Here is a 15939-nt window from a genome sequence, read left to right as displayed (position 1 = left end):
CAGAGACACAGAGGTCACAGAGAAGAGCAGAAGGTTAAGCTAATTTATTGAAATATATATCTTTTATAAGTCACGATGATAAGGGCAGATACCTTAGCAGTGAATTAGCCCCTTCAACCACTCTGTGTTCTCTGTGCCTCTGTGGTTTTTATGCTTTTGGTAGGAAAACCGGGTTATTTGGTCAGGGAGTGCATGGCGGCGCTGATGATCTCGGCGGCCATGGTCAGGATTTGTGCGTCCACCTCGTCAAAGCTGTCGGTTTTAATCGAGAACACCTTAATTACCCCCACCACCTGGTCAGCATACTTGAGCGGTACCACCAACATAGACTGTAGCCCCACCGCCTGGCAGGCCTGCCTGTCTACCCGTGGGTCCTGGTTGGCGTCGCGGCAGTTCAGCACCTGGTTTTCTTTAATACATAAACCAGACAGGCTGCTGTCCTTATGCAGTCGCATACCCAAACGGCTTTGCGCTTTGCCGGTGGCGGCGCGATAGACCATTTCATCGCCGTCCAGCATCTCGACCACCGCCCCCGAGGCAAAAGTCAGCTGCTCGGCCAGCATGGCCATTTTTTGCATCACTTGGGTAAGGTTTAAGCCGCCGCCAATAATATCGGACTGGGCCTGGATAATGGAAAGTAACTGGTCCTTAGTCACCAGAGAAACAGACTCTGTTGACAGATTTGACATGTTGAAACAACCAATTTATCAATCAGGGATAGATTAAGAATAATGCCAAAGGCTGTGTCTTAACAGCCTTATTTGCGTTTTTGTTGCGGCATTCTTTGTATGTTATTTCAGCAGGTGCGGGTCGAATTCGTGCCCCAGTTTCTGCGTCTTGGTGCGGATATAACCGCGGTTGTCGTCGGTAATACCGTGGTCGATGGGGGTACGGCTGACCACTTCGATTCCGAGGTCGGTCAGGGCCTTGATTTTACGTGGATTATTGGTCATTAACTGAACTTTGCTGATATTCAGGTGATCCAGCATAAAACGGCAAATGCGATAATCGCGCAGGTCGGCGTCAAAGCCCAGATGTTCGTTGGCTTCCACGGTATCCATGCCGTTGTCCTGCAAATGATAGGCGCGGATCTTGTTGAGCAGACCAATACCACGACCTTCCTGGCGCAGATACAGAATCACCCCTTTACCATGCTCAACAATATTCTGCAGGGCCTTTTCAAGCTGGAATCCGCAGTCACAGCGGGTGCTGAACAGGGCGTCGCCGGTCAGGCATTCAGAATGGATGCGAATGGGCACCACTTCGTCTTTTTGCCAATCGCCGTAGGACAGGGCCACATGTTCCTGGTCCGTGGCGACTTCTACAAAGCCATGGATGGTGAACTGGCCAAACCGGGTGGGCAATTTGGCACTGCTGATATATTCGAAAGGCGAATCCGCGTTAGTCATGGTCTGAACTTGGCCGTTTTATCGAGTTTAGTACAGTATCGGGCGCTCGCACTGTGCAGGCTGCCCGCCAAGGGAGGCACAATATAGCGGCAAAGGCCGACAATGGAAAATCAAAATAGTGAATTGGTTAATCTAATAAGTTGAATGGTTGGCTTTAATCGCTCGCTTTGTCTGAGCTTTCACCACGACCTTCGGTAAAGATTTCTTTTACCACAGAGGCACAGAGGGCACTGAGAAGAGCAGGAGACAAAACTAATATTATTGAAATGTAGGATTTTTATGTGCCTAGAAGGTGAGAGAATATGGTCTCATCTGGGACTAACACCTTCAGCCACTCTGTGTTCTCCGTGCCTCTGTGGTTATTTACAACTTAGTTCAGATCAATGTCACCACAGAGACACAGAGGTCACGGAGAAGAGCCTGATGTTAAGATAATTCATTGAAATATATGGCTTTTATAAGTCACGATGATGAGTGCAGATGCCTTCGCAGTGAATTAGCCCCTTTGAACACTCTGTGTTCTCTGTGTTCTCTGTGCCTCTGTGGTTATTTATGCTTTCAGGCACATATATTTCCACTACAGCGGCATACAGCAGATCATTCAATCTATGCCCTGAAGACTCGGCGTCCTCTGCGAGAGATGATGTAATATTGTGATCAGGCGAGGGGGGTGAAGTCGCGCAGTGGGGCGGGGCGGGCCACGCCATAGCCCTGAGCGTAATCAACGCCCATTTTGCCCAGTTCCACCATGATTTCCTTACTTTCAACAAACTCGGCCACGGTTTTCATGCCCATGGCCTTGGCCACGTCTTTAATGGAACTGACCATCGCCATATCCACCGGGTCGACCAACAGGTCTTTCACAAAGCCGCCGTCTATTTTCACGTAATTCACCGGCAAGCTCTTCAGGTAGCCGTACGAGGAGAAACCGCTGCCGAAATCGTCCAAAGCGAAGGTGCAGCCTAGCTGGTGGAAGGTTTTAATAAACTCCAGGGTTTCATCCATTTTAATAATGGCCATGCTTTCGGTGATCTCGAAGCAGATTTTATTGTAAGGAATACCGTGTTTTTCAAAGGCGTTAAGCACAAACAGACGCAGTTCCTTGTCGCCCAGAGAATGGCCGCTTAAGTTGATATTGGCCCGCACCAGACTGTTTTTATGCTCCGGATTGGCGGCCAGCCAGCGGAAATAATGTTCCACTACCCAGCGGTCAATTTGCGCGGTCAGATTATAATGTTCGGCGGCCGGTAAAAACGATGCTGGCGACACAATCTGCTCGGGTTCGTCGCCCTGCATACGTAGCAGTATTTCATAATGGTAACCACGGGAGATTTTATTCAGCGGATGGTAGTGCTGGTAGTACAGTTCAAACCTGTCTTCCTGCAGGGCCTTATTAATCAGTGAAACCCAATGCAATTCGGTTTCATAGCGCTGAATTTTGTCATCCTGCTTGGAGTAGGTATGAATTTGATTGCGGCCCTGTTCCTTGGCCATATAACAGGCTGAGTCAGCCATGCTGAGTAATTGTTCGGGTGAATGAATGGCGCGGTGGTAAGGCACCAGGCCGATGCTGATACCCAGGGTAAAAATACGGTTGTCCCATACAAAGCGGAATTGCTGCACCACATTCAGCAGTTTGTTGGCCAGCAGGTAGGCATGTTGATCATTAGCCTGTTCACCTTCCAGCAACACGCCGAATTCGTCGCCACCTAAGCGGGCCAGAATACCTTTGTTTTCCACTACCTGATTTAACTGCTGAGACAACTGCTTGATCAGGATGTCGCCGGCCTTATGGCCACAGGTGTCGTTGACCACTTTAAACTGGTCCAAATCCATATACAGCAGGGTTAATTCCTGTTCGGCATCTCTGGCCTGGCTAAGGCCCCGGCGCAGACGCAACTCAAATTCGCGGCGGTTATATACTCCGGTGAGCGGGTCGTGAGTGGCCATATATTCCAGGCTCATGCTGGATTCTTTGCGCTCGGTAATATCGAAGATGGTCCCGAACAGGTAATCCTCGTTGTGCTCATGGCGCAACTGTACCGAAATGGAGAACCAGAACTGGCTGCCATCACGGCGTACCCCGCGGATCTCGCGGCCCATCACCACCCCTTGTTTAACCAGTTCTTCCACTAAGGTCAGCCTGTCCACCTGGTTGGCATAAAACTGTGAGGTATTGCCGCATTCTTTCAGCATCTGCTGTTCGTTGTCATAGCCAAACAGCTTACACATAGCAGGATTGGTGGTAATCAGTTTGCCAGCCAGGGTTGAGGTATACAGGCCCTCGGCCGAGTTGCGGAACAACTCATAGAAGCGCCTTAAGTCATTGATGGTGTTGCTCTGGCGTTCGTAACGGGACAGCACCTGGGCTTGTTGATGGGCTTCTACCGCCAGGGCAATCAACAAGATGCCAAACAAGGTCAGTAAAGTCAGATACAGGCTCAGGGTGGATTCCAGAATCACGCCACTTAAATAGAAACCCGACTGCAATAAGGCAATCAGACTGATACTGGACCAGCCAATGGCGTATAGGCGGTTAGGGCGGCCGTCTTTACGGTCGCTGAAGCGCCAGGCCACACCCAGTTGCACTACCAGGGTCGCACCCGCCAGGCCAATGGCGGCAATAATCTGCCAGTAATCGTTCAGTATAAAGGCGCACAACAGCAGCAGGTAAGAGGCACTGTAAGACACGTAGCGCCAGTACATGGGTACGCCGTGCAACATCAGATGCGACACCTTGGATGCATTGAAAAGGGCCAGGGCCACCAGGCATAGGGTTAGCAGAGAGATATAGCCAGACAGCCCCGGTACAATCTGTACCAGCACCCCTTCCACATTTAAAAACAGCAGTAAAAAGCTGAAACTGGCCATGGAAAACCAGAAACGTACCGGACTGCGCAGCAGCACATAGGTAATCAGGTAATAAAACGCCAGAATCGACAGGGCGCCGCCAATCATGCCGATAATGGCCAGGTTGGCCTGTTCTTCGGCAATCAGTGCTTCGTCACGCCATAACTGCACAGGGAATACCAGCGGACCTTTGTCGGCAATGCGGAAGTAAATATCCAGTTGTTCCCCCGGCGTCATATCCAGGCGGATCAGAAAATGTCGGTGATTCAGTTCTCTGGCGCTGAAAGGCCGCAAGGCCCCCATCATTAACGAGCGGCGGATACGGCCCCGGTCATCCAGCAGGTACAGATCCACTTCGTCCAGGGTTGGATTGGCAATCACAAAAGCGAATCTGGCCTGATGGCCAGCCTGCTGTACAACCTTAAAGCGACCCCACAGGCTTTGCTGTGGCGACAATGGCTGAATATCCAATTGGCGCTGCCAGTCTGGGCTGGCTTGCACGTCAGACAACTGCGCGTATTTTTCGGCACGCAGATATTCAATCTGGCCGTTGAGTTCCTGACTGGTAAAGGCCGAATCCAGAATCAAAGGCTGTCCCTGACATGGCAACATCGAACCGAGCAGCAGGCATGCAAGAAGCAGCAGAATGTAAGAGGTGAGTTTCAACGTTGGCTTTGATTACTTTTTTATCGTTGTAGCCACAGTATAAATTCTTTGGCGGCGCTTAAAAGCCCTGATTTGTAATTGGTTATCAAACCCTTGGCTCAGGCTTGGTGCTGCGGGGCAAGCTGCTGTGCGCCGACCAGTGCCAGACGCTGGGCCAATACCGCGATATCTGTGTGATAAAAGGCCTCCACCCAGGCCGCTTCACACAGGCTTTCTAGGTACAGGATAAAAATGCTGCCATCCAGTTCAAAACGGCATTGCAGCCGGTCTGCACCGCTTTCCATGGCCAGAAGCGTTGCCTGCAAGCCGTGGCACAAGGACTGGCAAAATAGCTGCATATCAGCATCTGCATATGAGGGCAGGTTATCTATCAATAATGCATGGCCCTGCAGGCGAAATTGCAGCGTCTTTAACTGCTGCATGAAATCTCCAGCGACTTACCCCAATCCGGCGGCGGTTTGGCATAAGTGTCAAACTGTGGTTGCTCGGCAAAAGGGCGTTTCAGTACCTCAAACAGGCGCTCAAATTCGCCAAAATCGCCTTGCTGTGCCTGTTCAATGGCCTGCTGGGCCAGGTAATTACGCAGCACGAATTTGGGGTTAATGGCCTGCATGGCCTGTTGACGCTCCTGGTGCGACTGCGGCTGGGTCGCCAGCTTTTGTTGATATCGGGTAAGCCACTGGCTGGCCTGATCACGATTGATAAAGTAATCCAACAGTGGTGCTTCCTGGCCGGGCTGGTAGTGACTGAGCAGCCGAAAAGCGCAGTGGTAATCGCGTCGCTGCTGACTGAGCATGCTTAGCCAGTCGCCAATCAGTTTTTCATCCCGGTTGTCCTGCTCATCGGCATTCTGCAGGCCCAGTTTTTTTGCCATCAGGTCGAAATAGTGGCTTAGCAGGTGGGGCTCGTAGCTGGCCAACGCCTGTTTAAGCTGGTCAATATCCAGATGGCCACTAAAGGCATGTGCCAGCGCATTGAGATTCCACAGGGCAATGCCGGGCTGACGGTCAAAGGCATAACGGCCCTGATGATCAGAATGATTACAGATAAAGTCCTGCTGAAAGTCGTCTAAAAAAGCGTAAGGCCCGAAGTCGAAACTGATGCCATGGATGGACATATTGTCGGTATTCATAACGCCGTGGGCAAAACCGAAGGCCTGCCATTTGGCAACCAGTTCGGCGGTGGTCAGTACAATGCGCTCAAGCAGGTCCAAATACGGATTGTCGCTGCCCTGCATGTCGGCAAAATGCTGGGTCAGGCAATAATCAAACAGTCTTTGTAGCTTGTCGCTTTGACCACTATGGAAAAAATACTCGAAATGGCCGAAACGTATATGGCTCTGGCAGGTGCGGATCATCATTGCCGCGGTTTCTTGTTGCTCACGTTGCACCGGTTCCTGACTGGCAATCAGACACAAGGAACGGGAGCTGGGGATGCCCAGATGGTGCATGGCTTCGCCCACCAGATACTCACGCAGGGTGGAACGCAGTACGGCGCGGCCGTCACCAAATCTGGAATAGGGCGTTTGGCCGGCCCCTTTTAAATGCAGATCTACCGGCTTACCTTGCTTATCCCGGGTTTCGCCAAGTAGCAATCCGCGCCCGTCACCCAGTTGCGGGTTCCATTGGCCAAACTGGTGGCCGCCGTATTTTTGTGCCATGGCCTGACGATTCAGCAGTCCCTGTTCCTTGAACAATTCAGCAAATAATCTTTTTTGTTCAAACAGTAGTGGATCCAGATCAAGATCCGCCAGCAGGGCATGGTTAACATGGGCTAACCAAGCCTCCTGCGGCGCTTGCACCCGCACCTGACTTCCCAGGTCTGCCAATTGTTGGGCGTAAGTGTGAGCCAAATACACAGTGTTGCCGTATGGAAAAATGAAAACTTGGGCTATTGTAACATTCAATAAGACCACTACCCGGAGTTGTTATGAAGAAACTTGCTGTACTGTTAGCTTTGTTTGCATCCTATTCTGCACTGGCCGGCGATGTTGCCGCCGGTAAAGCCAAGTCGGCGACTTGTGCGGCTTGCCACGGGGCCAATGGTATATCTCCAATCCCCATGTACCCCAATCTGGCTGGTCAGAAAGAGCAGTATCTGGTGCTGCAACTGAAAGCCTTTCGTGACGGTGAGCGTAAAAATATGGTGATGGCTCCTATGGCCAAACCGCTGTCTGACGACGATATCGCTAATTTGGCCGCCTATTACGCCAGTCTCGACCCTGCCGGAAAATAGTGCGGATTCTGCTTATTGAGCAGCAAGCCAGGCTTAGAAAGGACCTGACCCTGGTGCTGCAAAGCACCGGTGGTTTTGATGTGATGGATTTCGCTACACCGGAGCAGGCAGTGGTGGCTATGATTGCCAGGCCCTTTGATGTCTTGCTGGGCGGGCAACAAGTGCTGGCTACTATGCCTGCCAGTATCACCAAAATAGGCTATGGGGCTGCGCCTGACACTCTGCCCGAACATTGTCTGGGGTGGGTAGCAAACTGGCAGCCGCTGCCTGGCTTTGCCGAACAGGTGCGGCGTTTGCTGCAGAAGTTATAGCAGCAGGGATCGTGCTGATTTAGCCTGTTACCCTGTCAGATGATCGCGGATCAGATTTAAAAAGGCCTCGCCATAGCGGCTCAGTTTGGTTTGACCTACACCGCTGACCTGCAACATATCGCGCTCGCTGGTGGGGAGGATTTCTGCCATATGCGACAACGTCATATCGGAAAACACAACAAAAGGTGGTACTTCGTCTTCTTCGGCAATGGCTTTGCGCAGCTTTTTCAATTTGGCAAACAGCGCCCTGTCGTAGTTGCGGTTATCCAGCTTGGCTTTTTTACCCAGATTCAAACTCATTCTGGGCACGGCCAGACTAACAGGTAATTCCCCTTTGAGTACCGCGCGGGCGGCTTCATTCAGTTTAAGCATGGCATTCTGGGTAATATCCACCCTGACCAGCCCCTGGTGTATCAGTTGATTGATCAGGTTGTGCCACCAGGCATCACTTTCGTCTTTACCTATACCATAGGTGCTGAGTTGGTCATGGCCGCTGTCGACAATACGTTTTAGCTTTTTACCGCGCAATACATCGATCAGATACTGGCTGGCCACCGATTGGTTCAGACGGTAGATGCAGGACAGGACTTTCTGCGCGGCTACCGTGCCGTCAAAGGCCTTGGGGGGATCCAGGCAGATATCACAGTTGCCGCAGGCCGAGGCGTTGTATTCACCAAAGTAGTTCAGCAACACCTGGCGCCGACAGGTTTGCGCTTCGGCAAAGGCCTCCATGGCAGCAAAGCGTTGCAGCTCCACTTCCTGACGGTGAGGATTGTCGGTGAGACTGATCCATTCACGAATGCGCGCCACATCTTTTTCGTCAAACAACAACAGTGCTTCGGCCGGGCTGCCGTCCCGCCCGGCGCGGCCGGTTTCCTGATAGTAAGACTCGATGGTACGGGGCAGATCAAAATGCACCACGTAGCGCACATTCGGTTTATTGATGCCCATGCCGAACGCAACAGTGGCAACAATCACATCAATATTGTCTTTAAGAAAGTTACGCTGGGTAATGTCACGGATCTCGGCTTCCATACCGGCATGGTAACCGGCACAGTTAATCCCACGATTGGCCAGTTTAAAGGCTACATCTTCCACCTTTTTGCGGCTGTTACAGTAAATAATGCCGCTGCCTTCCTGGCCCTTTATATAGGCTTCAAGCTGTTCCATGGGCTTGTATTTCTGCAACTGGGTGTAGCGAATATTGGGGCGGTCAAAACTGCCCTGATAGATCATGGGTTGGTGCAAACGAAGTTGCTGCAGTATATCCATGCGAGTGGCCGGGTCGGCTGTGGCGGTCAGCCCCATCATTGGCACATGGGGAAAGAAGTGCTTAAGCTGGCCAAGGGCCATATAGTCATGGCGAAAGTCATGGCCCCAGTGTGACACGCAGTGGGCTTCATCAATGGCAAACAGGCTGACCTGAATATGTTGCAAACGCTGAATAAATTCTGGCTGGACCAGCCGTTCCGGGGCCACATACAACAGTTTGTATTTACCATCCTGCACGCCGGCCAGCAGGTTAAGTTGCTCGGGGCGGGTCAGCGCTGAGGTCAGATAGGCGGCACTGACGCCGGAGGCATGTAAGGCATCCACCTGATCTTTCATCAATGAAATCAGCGGAGACACCACCAGGGTCAGGCCGGGTAGCAGCAGTGCCGGCACCTGGTAGCACAGCGACTTACCGCCGCCGGTGGGCATCAGTACCAGACTGTCCTGTCCGTCCAGGCAGGCCAGAATGACTTGTTCCTGACCGGGCCGGAAACTGTCGTAGCCGAACACTTCCCGCAATACGCTTGCCGGGGTGGGTTGTGTTAGGGGGGAGGCCAGAACGTCAGACATGGTTTCGGGGTCAGAAAAACAGGGCCGCTAGTCTACCCCAAAGTTATCAGGAATTCATGACCGCAATCAGCGATAAAAGTGGCTCATTTGCAACATGGCCTGTTGAATGTTGTTGCTGTCCAGCGCCCGTGGTTGTGGCTGATTCTGCCAGTTCAGCGTTTCGTGGCCCATATGGGTAACATGTACGGGACCCTCGTCAAACAGCAATGCAAACTGTTCATAGCCGCTACTGAGCACAAACTGTCTGGTCTTCGGCGTTGAGAACCAATCCATGCCGACGGCTATATCGGCCACCGGGTTCTGCACACCCAGATAGTGGCGAAGTAAGCTGGGGGCAAGATCCAGATGGCTTGTAAGCGCGCCTGAAGATGCCAGTTCCTTGAGTAGCTCTGCGCCCGGGCCGACCACCGCCATTGGTACCTTGACCTGTGCCTGACTGAAGTTACTGCCGTGTCCCCAGTAATTCTGGCGGTTGTCGTTGAATTCCTCGCCATGATCCGAGGTGATGATCACCAGGGTATGTTCCAGTCTGCCGCTTTCTTGCAAAGCGGATAACACCGTTGCGGCCTGTTGGTCGATAAAATGCGCGGCAGTCAGGTAACGATTGTGCAAAGGTGCAGGATCATAATCCTGGTTCAGGGCCAGATGATTGACTGCATCCAGCATAGGTTCAAATCTGGGCGGATAGTCTGCTGGTACATCATAGCCATGCAACGCATCGAAGAATAACAAACTGAAGGCAGGCTGAGTGGCTGAACGCTGTGCCTGCCAGTCCAGCCATTCCCGGGTAATTTGCAGGTCTCTGGCCGCAGGCGATGGCCCTTCTGTGCTGTCTCGCAGGTTTGGGATGCCAGCAAATACCGTGCGGTGAAATTCCGGGCGGCGCAGGTGCGCCGAGGCAAAAATACCCATTTGGTAGTGCAAAGCCTGCAGGCGGTCTATCAGCAATGGCGTTTGCTGTGCTGCCAGAAAGGCTGACCAGTAGCTGCCTGGTAATCCATAAAACAAGCCAAACATTCCCATACGAGTCGCGTGGCCACTGGAATAATGGTTATTCAGTACCACGCCCTGTTGGGCAAAGTGCCACAGATTCGGGGTGGCTTGCGGGTTAAACGCATCATATCGCCAACTGTCCAGCATAATCACCAGAATGTCAGGCAACACAGCCGGTTTTTGCACGGCCAGCGGGGCGGCAGGGTAAGCCAACTGGTCATTGCTGGTGGATTTAAATCTGTGTGGTGAGGAAGCCTCATCAATAAGCTGCCAGCGCGCCAGCAAGCTGTTGGCGGTGGTGGGGAAAAACAGCGGTAATACATCGCCCTGACGCACGACGGGTTGATAATAAGTGGCGGCGGCAAATACATGACTGATGTGGGTCGTTAAAAGTGCCAGTAGGGCCAAACCGGTAATGCGTCTGCCCAGTGTTAAGTTCAGTAACCCCGGGCGCTGCGATAAATACCCGAGCAGATGCCATTGCAGGGTAAACAGGGTTAATACAACCAGTACTGAGATGCCGTAAGTTAAGTTGCTAAATTCCACCATGCCGCCGGACAGCAACATTGTCAGGATCATGGAGTTAAGGTGAAAGCGAAATTGCGCGTAGATTTGGGTATCGACTATCAGCAAGGCCAGGCTGAAGGTCGCCAGCAGTGCCAGTAATGCATGCCGCACAACCGGCTGACGGATAAGCAATGAGGGCAGTGCCAATGCACCACACAATGATACCAGCAGCGGCATTTGGCCCAGCACAGACAGCGCGGCGTAAACCACAGCTGGCCCCGGCCATTCCCAGTGTGTGTAGGCAAAGTAGCGGATGCTGATCACACAGGCCAGCCCAGCATTAATAAGCAAAAACCAGCCAAAAGCATGAAGTTGCCGGTGCATTGATCCCTCGTTGGTTCGGTTATATCCAGAAGAAGCGCACCGCCCGCATCAGAGGACCCATTGGCAACGTGAGCGGTGGCTTCGGGGGCAGTCTAGGCGGGGCGGATAATTCAATCTGTGCAGCCTTTGTAAAGCTTTGTGAGTTGTGGTTAGGGGGCGTCAGAATTCGTGAATATCTGTATGTCTTGCCAAGTCCCTGGGCCGGGCTGCTATGATGGGAACAGGTCCAACCAGAAAGAATGACAATGCAAAAGACTACCTTGCTGGACAGCCGCCAATTGGCGGATTACGTGGCCGGCGTATTTCGCGACCATATGCCGTTTAACCACTTGCTGGGGCTGCAAATCAGTCAGTTTGACGGTGAAGGTGTGGAAGTGCGTTTACCCTGGCACGACGGGCTGATGGGCAATCCGATCCAGAAAATTCTGCATGGTGGTGTCACGGCCGCGGTGCTGGATACCGTGGGTGGGTTAATGGCCATTTTGCATGTGGTGCGGGACATGGAAGATCTTACCCTGGAGCAATTTCAGCAGCGGCTGGCGCGGATTGGCACCATAGATATGCGGGTTGATTATTTGCGCCCCGGTAAGGGCGAAGAATTTATTGCCACCGCCAGTGTGATCCGTAAAGGCAGCAGGGTGGCGGTATGCAGAATGGAATTGCATAACGAGCACGGTGAGCATATTGCCTTTGGTACTGGTACCTATATGGTGGGTTAAGGGAGATATATTCAGGGTTCGCCCGGCGATAAATCACATGGCGGAAAATGCGGCAAACATAGCAGGGAAGTACCATCACCCGATGTTAATCGGGTGATGGTGTGACTTGCAGTTACTGGGGATTCAGACCCATGGCTTGCAGTACTTTAAAGAAATTGGCTTTTCTGTCAGCCAGACCGTCTACCGGTCCGCTGATGGGGCAGGTGCTGTCGGGACAGCCGCGGTTGACGATACCGGAAATATCATCAATAAAACCACTGCCCTGCAAACCGCCGGCCACATAAGCCTTCAGTTCCTGATAGTAGTTCCAGCCTTCATAGGGGCCACCGGTATTGTCATAGCCCTGTACTTCGTTCATCCAGTAGAACAGGCCGGCAATCCATTTGATTTCTTTGTGTTCCTCGGTGCTGCACACCAGTTCCGGGTTTTGGCACAGGTCCATATCGCCGTACAGCGGGTTGCTGGGGGCGGCGACCACCTGCATACCTTCAACCACCTGACCGACCAGGTCGGGATCCACATGGCTGCGACCCAGGAAGTGATTCAGCTTACCGAAATTGAAGCGGCCAGTGGTTTGAATCACACCACGACCCCACCAGCCACAGCCTTCCACTGACTTACCGGCGCTGCCGTCCCAGATAAATTTACCGGCTTTTTGCTCGTCGTACACTTTACACTCGTCACGTAGCCAGGCTTGTTTAGTCAGATCGGCGCTGCCGGTTTGGCCGCTGCAATCTGCAGAGTAGTTCCATTTACCTACATGGCCGTTTACCAGTAAGCCTTGTTCTTCCAGTACGCTATCCGGAGCCACAAACAACGGGGCTGGTGCACCATACCATTTGGCATGGGTTACCGCGGTCATCTCCATCTTCATATTGACCGGACAGGAATACGGGTAGTCATTGCCGGTGGCGGGATTGACGCCATAGTCCGAGTAGTCTTGCTGTAACTGGCCACAAGACGAAGACAACGGATAGTTAACCGGGTCGCCGGTGTTGATTGACCAGTTGTTCTCATCGCAGGCATTGTACTGAATGGTTTCCTTCATACTTTGTGCCAGGAAGGCCGCAATGGCGACTTTGGCATACAGAATGTTGGTGGCTTCATCGGCGTTTTCGTCAATCAGCCAGAACTTCACATCGCCCACACCCTGGTTATGCATGGCATTCAGCGCCGACAGGAAGTCGCCCCACTTGTACACCGTAGATGGGATCCACGAATTAGACGGGGTCTGATACAGGAACACCTCATTGTTCACCACAGATTCAATGCTTTCCAACTCGGTGTTCAGCGCGGGAATAGAGGTTAATGGGTTGGAACTGCTTGGCCCGGCGATATGGTACAGCGGCACGCCGCCGTTATCCTGGTAGGCCACAATTTTGTTTTTCAGCCAGCCATTGTCGTTATGACTACCCAGTGGCACCACGGTGGTACTGGTGGGGCTGCCCCACAAAATGGCGAACACGTTGGCAAAGGCGGCATGACGTAGGCGACTAACCCCCCAGTCATGGTTGCTTTCCTGTCCAAGCAAGGCCGCGACGCTGGTAGCGTTGTCATAGTTGTTGGCATCCAGGGCGATATTCAGCACCGCCGGGCGGATCGCCGACAGGTTAGTGCCAATGTTCTTGTCACCCATAAAGTAGCTGCCGGCACTGGCGGAATGATTTGCCAGATCATAACTACCGGTGGCTTCGCCATTGGTGGCCAGATGGCCGCCTGGCAGTTGCCACAGCATGGCGGGAACTTCGAAGTAGTCGCTGATTTGACGTACATAGTTCAGGTAATTTTCCCATTGACGGGGGCCAAAACCATGCAGCGCTTTGCCACTTGGCGAGAAACCATCGTCATTACCTTTGTCAAAGGCAAGGAAGTCCGGGCGCAAATCGACGTCATCAAACAGTCCCAGCTCGTGGATAAAGGCGGCCATAGGTTCAGAAGCGCCGTTCCACACAGCCTGCAGACCTGAATACTGTGCCTGTAATGTCGCGGTGTTGGCTGGTCCTTCCAGATTCACCACCCAGGCGAAGGGCACGTCTGGGCTGAAGCGCTTCAGAATAAAGTGTTGGGACTGGATCCAACCTTTAAGGTCGTCGCTGAGCAGGCCAGCGGCTTCGCTTTGCAAGTTGTTCAGATTGTATAAACTGCCCAGGCTTTGCGGATTGCCGCTGTTATCCAGCAATTGATAACCGCTGTCCAGGCTGATGGCTTCCTGCAGTGCCTGCACTACTTGTACCGGTGTCCAGTTACCCTGGCTGCCAAACAAGGTGGCAAAGTCGTTCTGTGCTCCAAACCATTGGCCCAGCAATTCGCCGTTCAGCAACAGGGTGGCCGGGTGTTGATGGTTGGCGTCTTTGGCCAATTGCATCTGTGCCGCCTGGCGAATCAGATTGCGGTAATGCACTACCAGATTTGCATAGGTGAGAATATCTTCAGAGCCCAGATCTGTGCCTGTGCTGGCATTGGCGGTGGTGGCTACCAAGACCGGTCGTACCTGACTGTCAATCTGTCTGGCCTGAGCAATAGTCTGGCGGGTGGCATCAGGCGTCAGCAACTGACCTCGCACACCATCACCGGCATATTGGTAAATAGCATTGACCTTAGAGGCAGCCAGCTCAGCGTTATCAGCCGGGTCATTGTCTACCAGGGTGCCCATGGCAAGCGTATTCGGCCAGCCCTTAACATACAGGTCGACCTGATCGGCACGATAGGGCAAACACAAACCGGCTGCGGTGCCGGGACCACAATTAACAATAGGTTCACCGCCCCCACCGGCTACGGTGACTGTGGCTGCATTGCTGTTGGTACAGGCTTCCTGATTGCCAGATACATTACACAGGGCAACCACAAAGCTATAGCTGCCGCCCTGGGTCAGGGTTACGGTATGTTGTCCTGATTGGGCACTGTTACCACTGGCGGTAAGTGGGGCGCTGTGTACCTGCGTACCGTTTTGCAGCAGTCGCCATTGATTGCCGTTTTTACCCCAGTACATATTCCAGCGCACCGTGATATCCACGCTGCCATTGGTCAGTTCAGCCTCTGTCGGCATCCAGGCAATGGCTGGTGTGGCCGGGGCTTCAGGGGCAGGACCCGTGGCAACAGTGACATTTAACTGGTCGCTGTCGCTAAACTCAGTGTCATTCACCGTGTAGGCCAGCACATAACTGCCGACCGCATCAAAGGTGGCCTGGGTATTACCGGCATTGGCATTGCTGAAACTCACATTACCGGGGCCGGATACCTTGCTCCAGGTTTCGGTAACCGGGCCGCTCTTACCGTCATCCTGATAACTGCCACTGAGTGCCAGCGCCACATTGGGGGATGCATTGGCGTCGGCGCCGGCATTGGCCACCGGTGGTTGATTGGCTGCCACATCGGCCACTGTCACCTGAACGTCATCAAAAGCGCTGAATTCGCCGTCGTTAGCCGTCAGCCTAAGCACATAAGTACCTGTTGCACTAAATGTTGCAGTAGTTGTAGGAGCGGTTGCGTCGGCAAAAGTCACAGTGCCTGGGCCGGATTGGCTGGCCCAACTGCTGGTCAAAGGCGATGACAGGCCATCGTCCTGCACGCTGCCATTGAGGCTGGCGGCATTGCCGATTTCAACAGATTGATCGCTACCGGCATTTACCACGGGGGGCTGATTAACCGCGCCGCCGGATACGCTGATGTTGGTGATATTGCTTTGACTGCAAGACTCCGGTGTGACCGAGGTATCACATAGTTTGACCTGGTAGGCGAAATTGCCGCCGCCGGTTTTACTTAGCTGCAACTGCCCGTTCTGGGCATTCTGGCCATTAGGGGTCAGACTGGCGGTATGGACGACGGCGCCATTTTCCAGTAAATGCCAGGTGTCGCCATTGTTGCCCCACCACATATTCCACTGCACTGTGTACTGTGCAGGGGCAGAGTAAGTAGTTTCCATCCAGGCAATGTTCGGCGTTCCCGGTGCCGCCAACAGGCTGTGGCTGACCAACAGTCCTGCACTGCTGAGCAGGGCGGTTGGTAATAATCCTCGTCTCATCG

The 15939-nt window shown here is 52.9% G+C and carries 11 protein-coding genes; 3 read left to right on the top strand and 8 right to left on the bottom strand.

Features of this window, described 5'->3' with window-relative positions; translation table 11 throughout:
* Positions 1-173: 173 nt before the first annotated feature.
* From CSR04_RS17715 to CSR04_RS17695, 5 genes are all read right to left on the bottom strand, one after another.
* Positions 174-689, bottom strand: coding sequence for a GAF domain-containing protein (locus CSR04_RS17715; protein WP_102797651.1), 516 nt, complete (start codon positions 687-689; stop codon positions 174-176).
* 102 nt (positions 690-791) lie between these two features.
* Positions 792-1409 (bottom strand): GTP cyclohydrolase II, encoded by a 618-nt coding sequence (ribA, locus tag CSR04_RS17710; RefSeq protein WP_102797650.1) that lies wholly within the window; start codon positions 1407-1409, stop codon positions 792-794.
* Positions 1410-2066: 657 nt separating this feature from the next.
* Positions 2067-4847: an EAL domain-containing protein gene (locus tag CSR04_RS17705; protein ID WP_245921718.1), complete on the bottom strand. Its 2781-nt coding sequence runs from the start codon at positions 4845-4847 to the stop codon at positions 2067-2069.
* Between the two features lie 176 nt (positions 4848-5023).
* A complete protein-coding gene (locus CSR04_RS17700) occupies positions 5024-5347 on the bottom strand; it encodes a DUF3630 family protein (protein ID WP_102797648.1) in 324 nt (107 codons plus the stop codon).
* Positions 5335-6783 carry a protein adenylyltransferase SelO gene (locus CSR04_RS17695; RefSeq protein ID WP_102797647.1) on the bottom strand — a complete coding sequence of 483 codons (1449 nt, stop codon included), beginning with the start codon at positions 6781-6783 and terminating at the stop codon, positions 5335-5337. The genes CSR04_RS17700 and CSR04_RS17695 overlap by 13 nt, the downstream gene beginning before the upstream one ends.
* Before the next feature lie 71 nt (positions 6784-6854).
* Between CSR04_RS17695 and CSR04_RS17690 the strand changes: the two genes are divergently transcribed.
* Positions 6855-7160 (top strand): c-type cytochrome, encoded by a 306-nt coding sequence (locus CSR04_RS17690; protein WP_102797646.1) that lies wholly within the window; start codon positions 6855-6857, stop codon positions 7158-7160.
* On the top strand, positions 7160-7471 hold the full coding sequence (locus CSR04_RS17685; RefSeq protein WP_102797645.1) for a response regulator: 312 nt from the start codon (positions 7160-7162) through the stop codon (positions 7469-7471). The genes CSR04_RS17690 and CSR04_RS17685 overlap by 1 nt, the downstream gene beginning before the upstream one ends.
* A gap of 27 nt (positions 7472-7498) precedes the next feature.
* Here CSR04_RS17685 and recQ read toward each other — a convergent pair whose 3' ends face one another.
* Positions 7499-9313, bottom strand: a complete 1815-nt coding sequence (gene recQ / locus CSR04_RS17680) for a DNA helicase RecQ (protein WP_102797644.1) — start codon at positions 9311-9313, stop codon at positions 7499-7501.
* A 66-nt stretch (positions 9314-9379) separates the two neighbouring features.
* Positions 9380-11197, bottom strand: a complete 1818-nt coding sequence (locus CSR04_RS17675; RefSeq protein WP_102797643.1) for a DUF3413 domain-containing protein — start codon at positions 11195-11197, stop codon at positions 9380-9382.
* Between the two features lie 245 nt (positions 11198-11442).
* Here CSR04_RS17675 and CSR04_RS17670 point away from each other — a divergent pair, with 245 nt between their 5' ends.
* A complete protein-coding gene (locus tag CSR04_RS17670; RefSeq protein ID WP_102797642.1) occupies positions 11443-11916 on the top strand; it encodes a thioesterase family protein in 474 nt (157 codons plus the stop codon).
* Positions 11917-12028: 112 nt separating this feature from the next.
* Here the strand turns inward: CSR04_RS17670 and CSR04_RS17665 are convergent, their stop codons facing one another.
* Complete coding sequence (locus CSR04_RS17665; protein ID WP_102797641.1) at positions 12029-15937, bottom strand: chitinase N-terminal domain-containing protein; 3909 nt, start codon at positions 15935-15937, stop codon at positions 12029-12031.
* Positions 15938-15939 lie beyond the last annotated feature (2 nt).

The organism is Bowmanella denitrificans (assembly GCF_002887595.1).
Taxonomy (GTDB): Bacteria; Pseudomonadota; Gammaproteobacteria; order Enterobacterales; family Alteromonadaceae; genus Bowmanella; species Bowmanella denitrificans.
The sequence above is the reverse complement of the archived record's forward strand: the minus strand, read 5'-3'. Positions and strand labels throughout refer to the sequence as shown.

Bases quoted from the DNA above. Each gene is read 5' to 3' on its own strand.
- CSR04_RS17715 (WP_102797651.1), bottom strand. From the start codon at position 689: ATGTCAAATCTGTCAACAGAGTCTGTTTCTCTGGTGACTAAGGACCAG.
- ribA (WP_102797650.1), bottom strand. From the start codon at position 1,409: ATGACTAACGCGGATTCGCCTTTCGAATATATCAGCAGTGCCAAATTG.
- CSR04_RS17700 (WP_102797648.1), bottom strand. From the start codon at position 5,347: ATGCAGCAGTTAAAGACGCTGCAATTTCGCCTGCAGGGCCATGCATTA.
- CSR04_RS17690 (WP_102797646.1), top strand. From the start codon at position 6,855: ATGAAGAAACTTGCTGTACTGTTAGCTTTGTTTGCATCCTATTCTGCA.
- recQ (WP_102797644.1), bottom strand. From the start codon at position 9,313: ATGTCTGACGTTCTGGCCTCCCCCCTAACACAACCCACCCCGGCAAGC.
- CSR04_RS17675 (WP_102797643.1), bottom strand. From the start codon at position 11,197: ATGCACCGGCAACTTCATGCTTTTGGCTGGTTTTTGCTTATTAATGCT.
- CSR04_RS17670 (WP_102797642.1), top strand. From the start codon at position 11,443: ATGCAAAAGACTACCTTGCTGGACAGCCGCCAATTGGCGGATTACGTG.
- CSR04_RS17665 (WP_102797641.1), bottom strand. From the start codon at position 15,937: ATGAGACGAGGATTATTACCAACCGCCCTGCTCAGCAGTGCAGGACTG.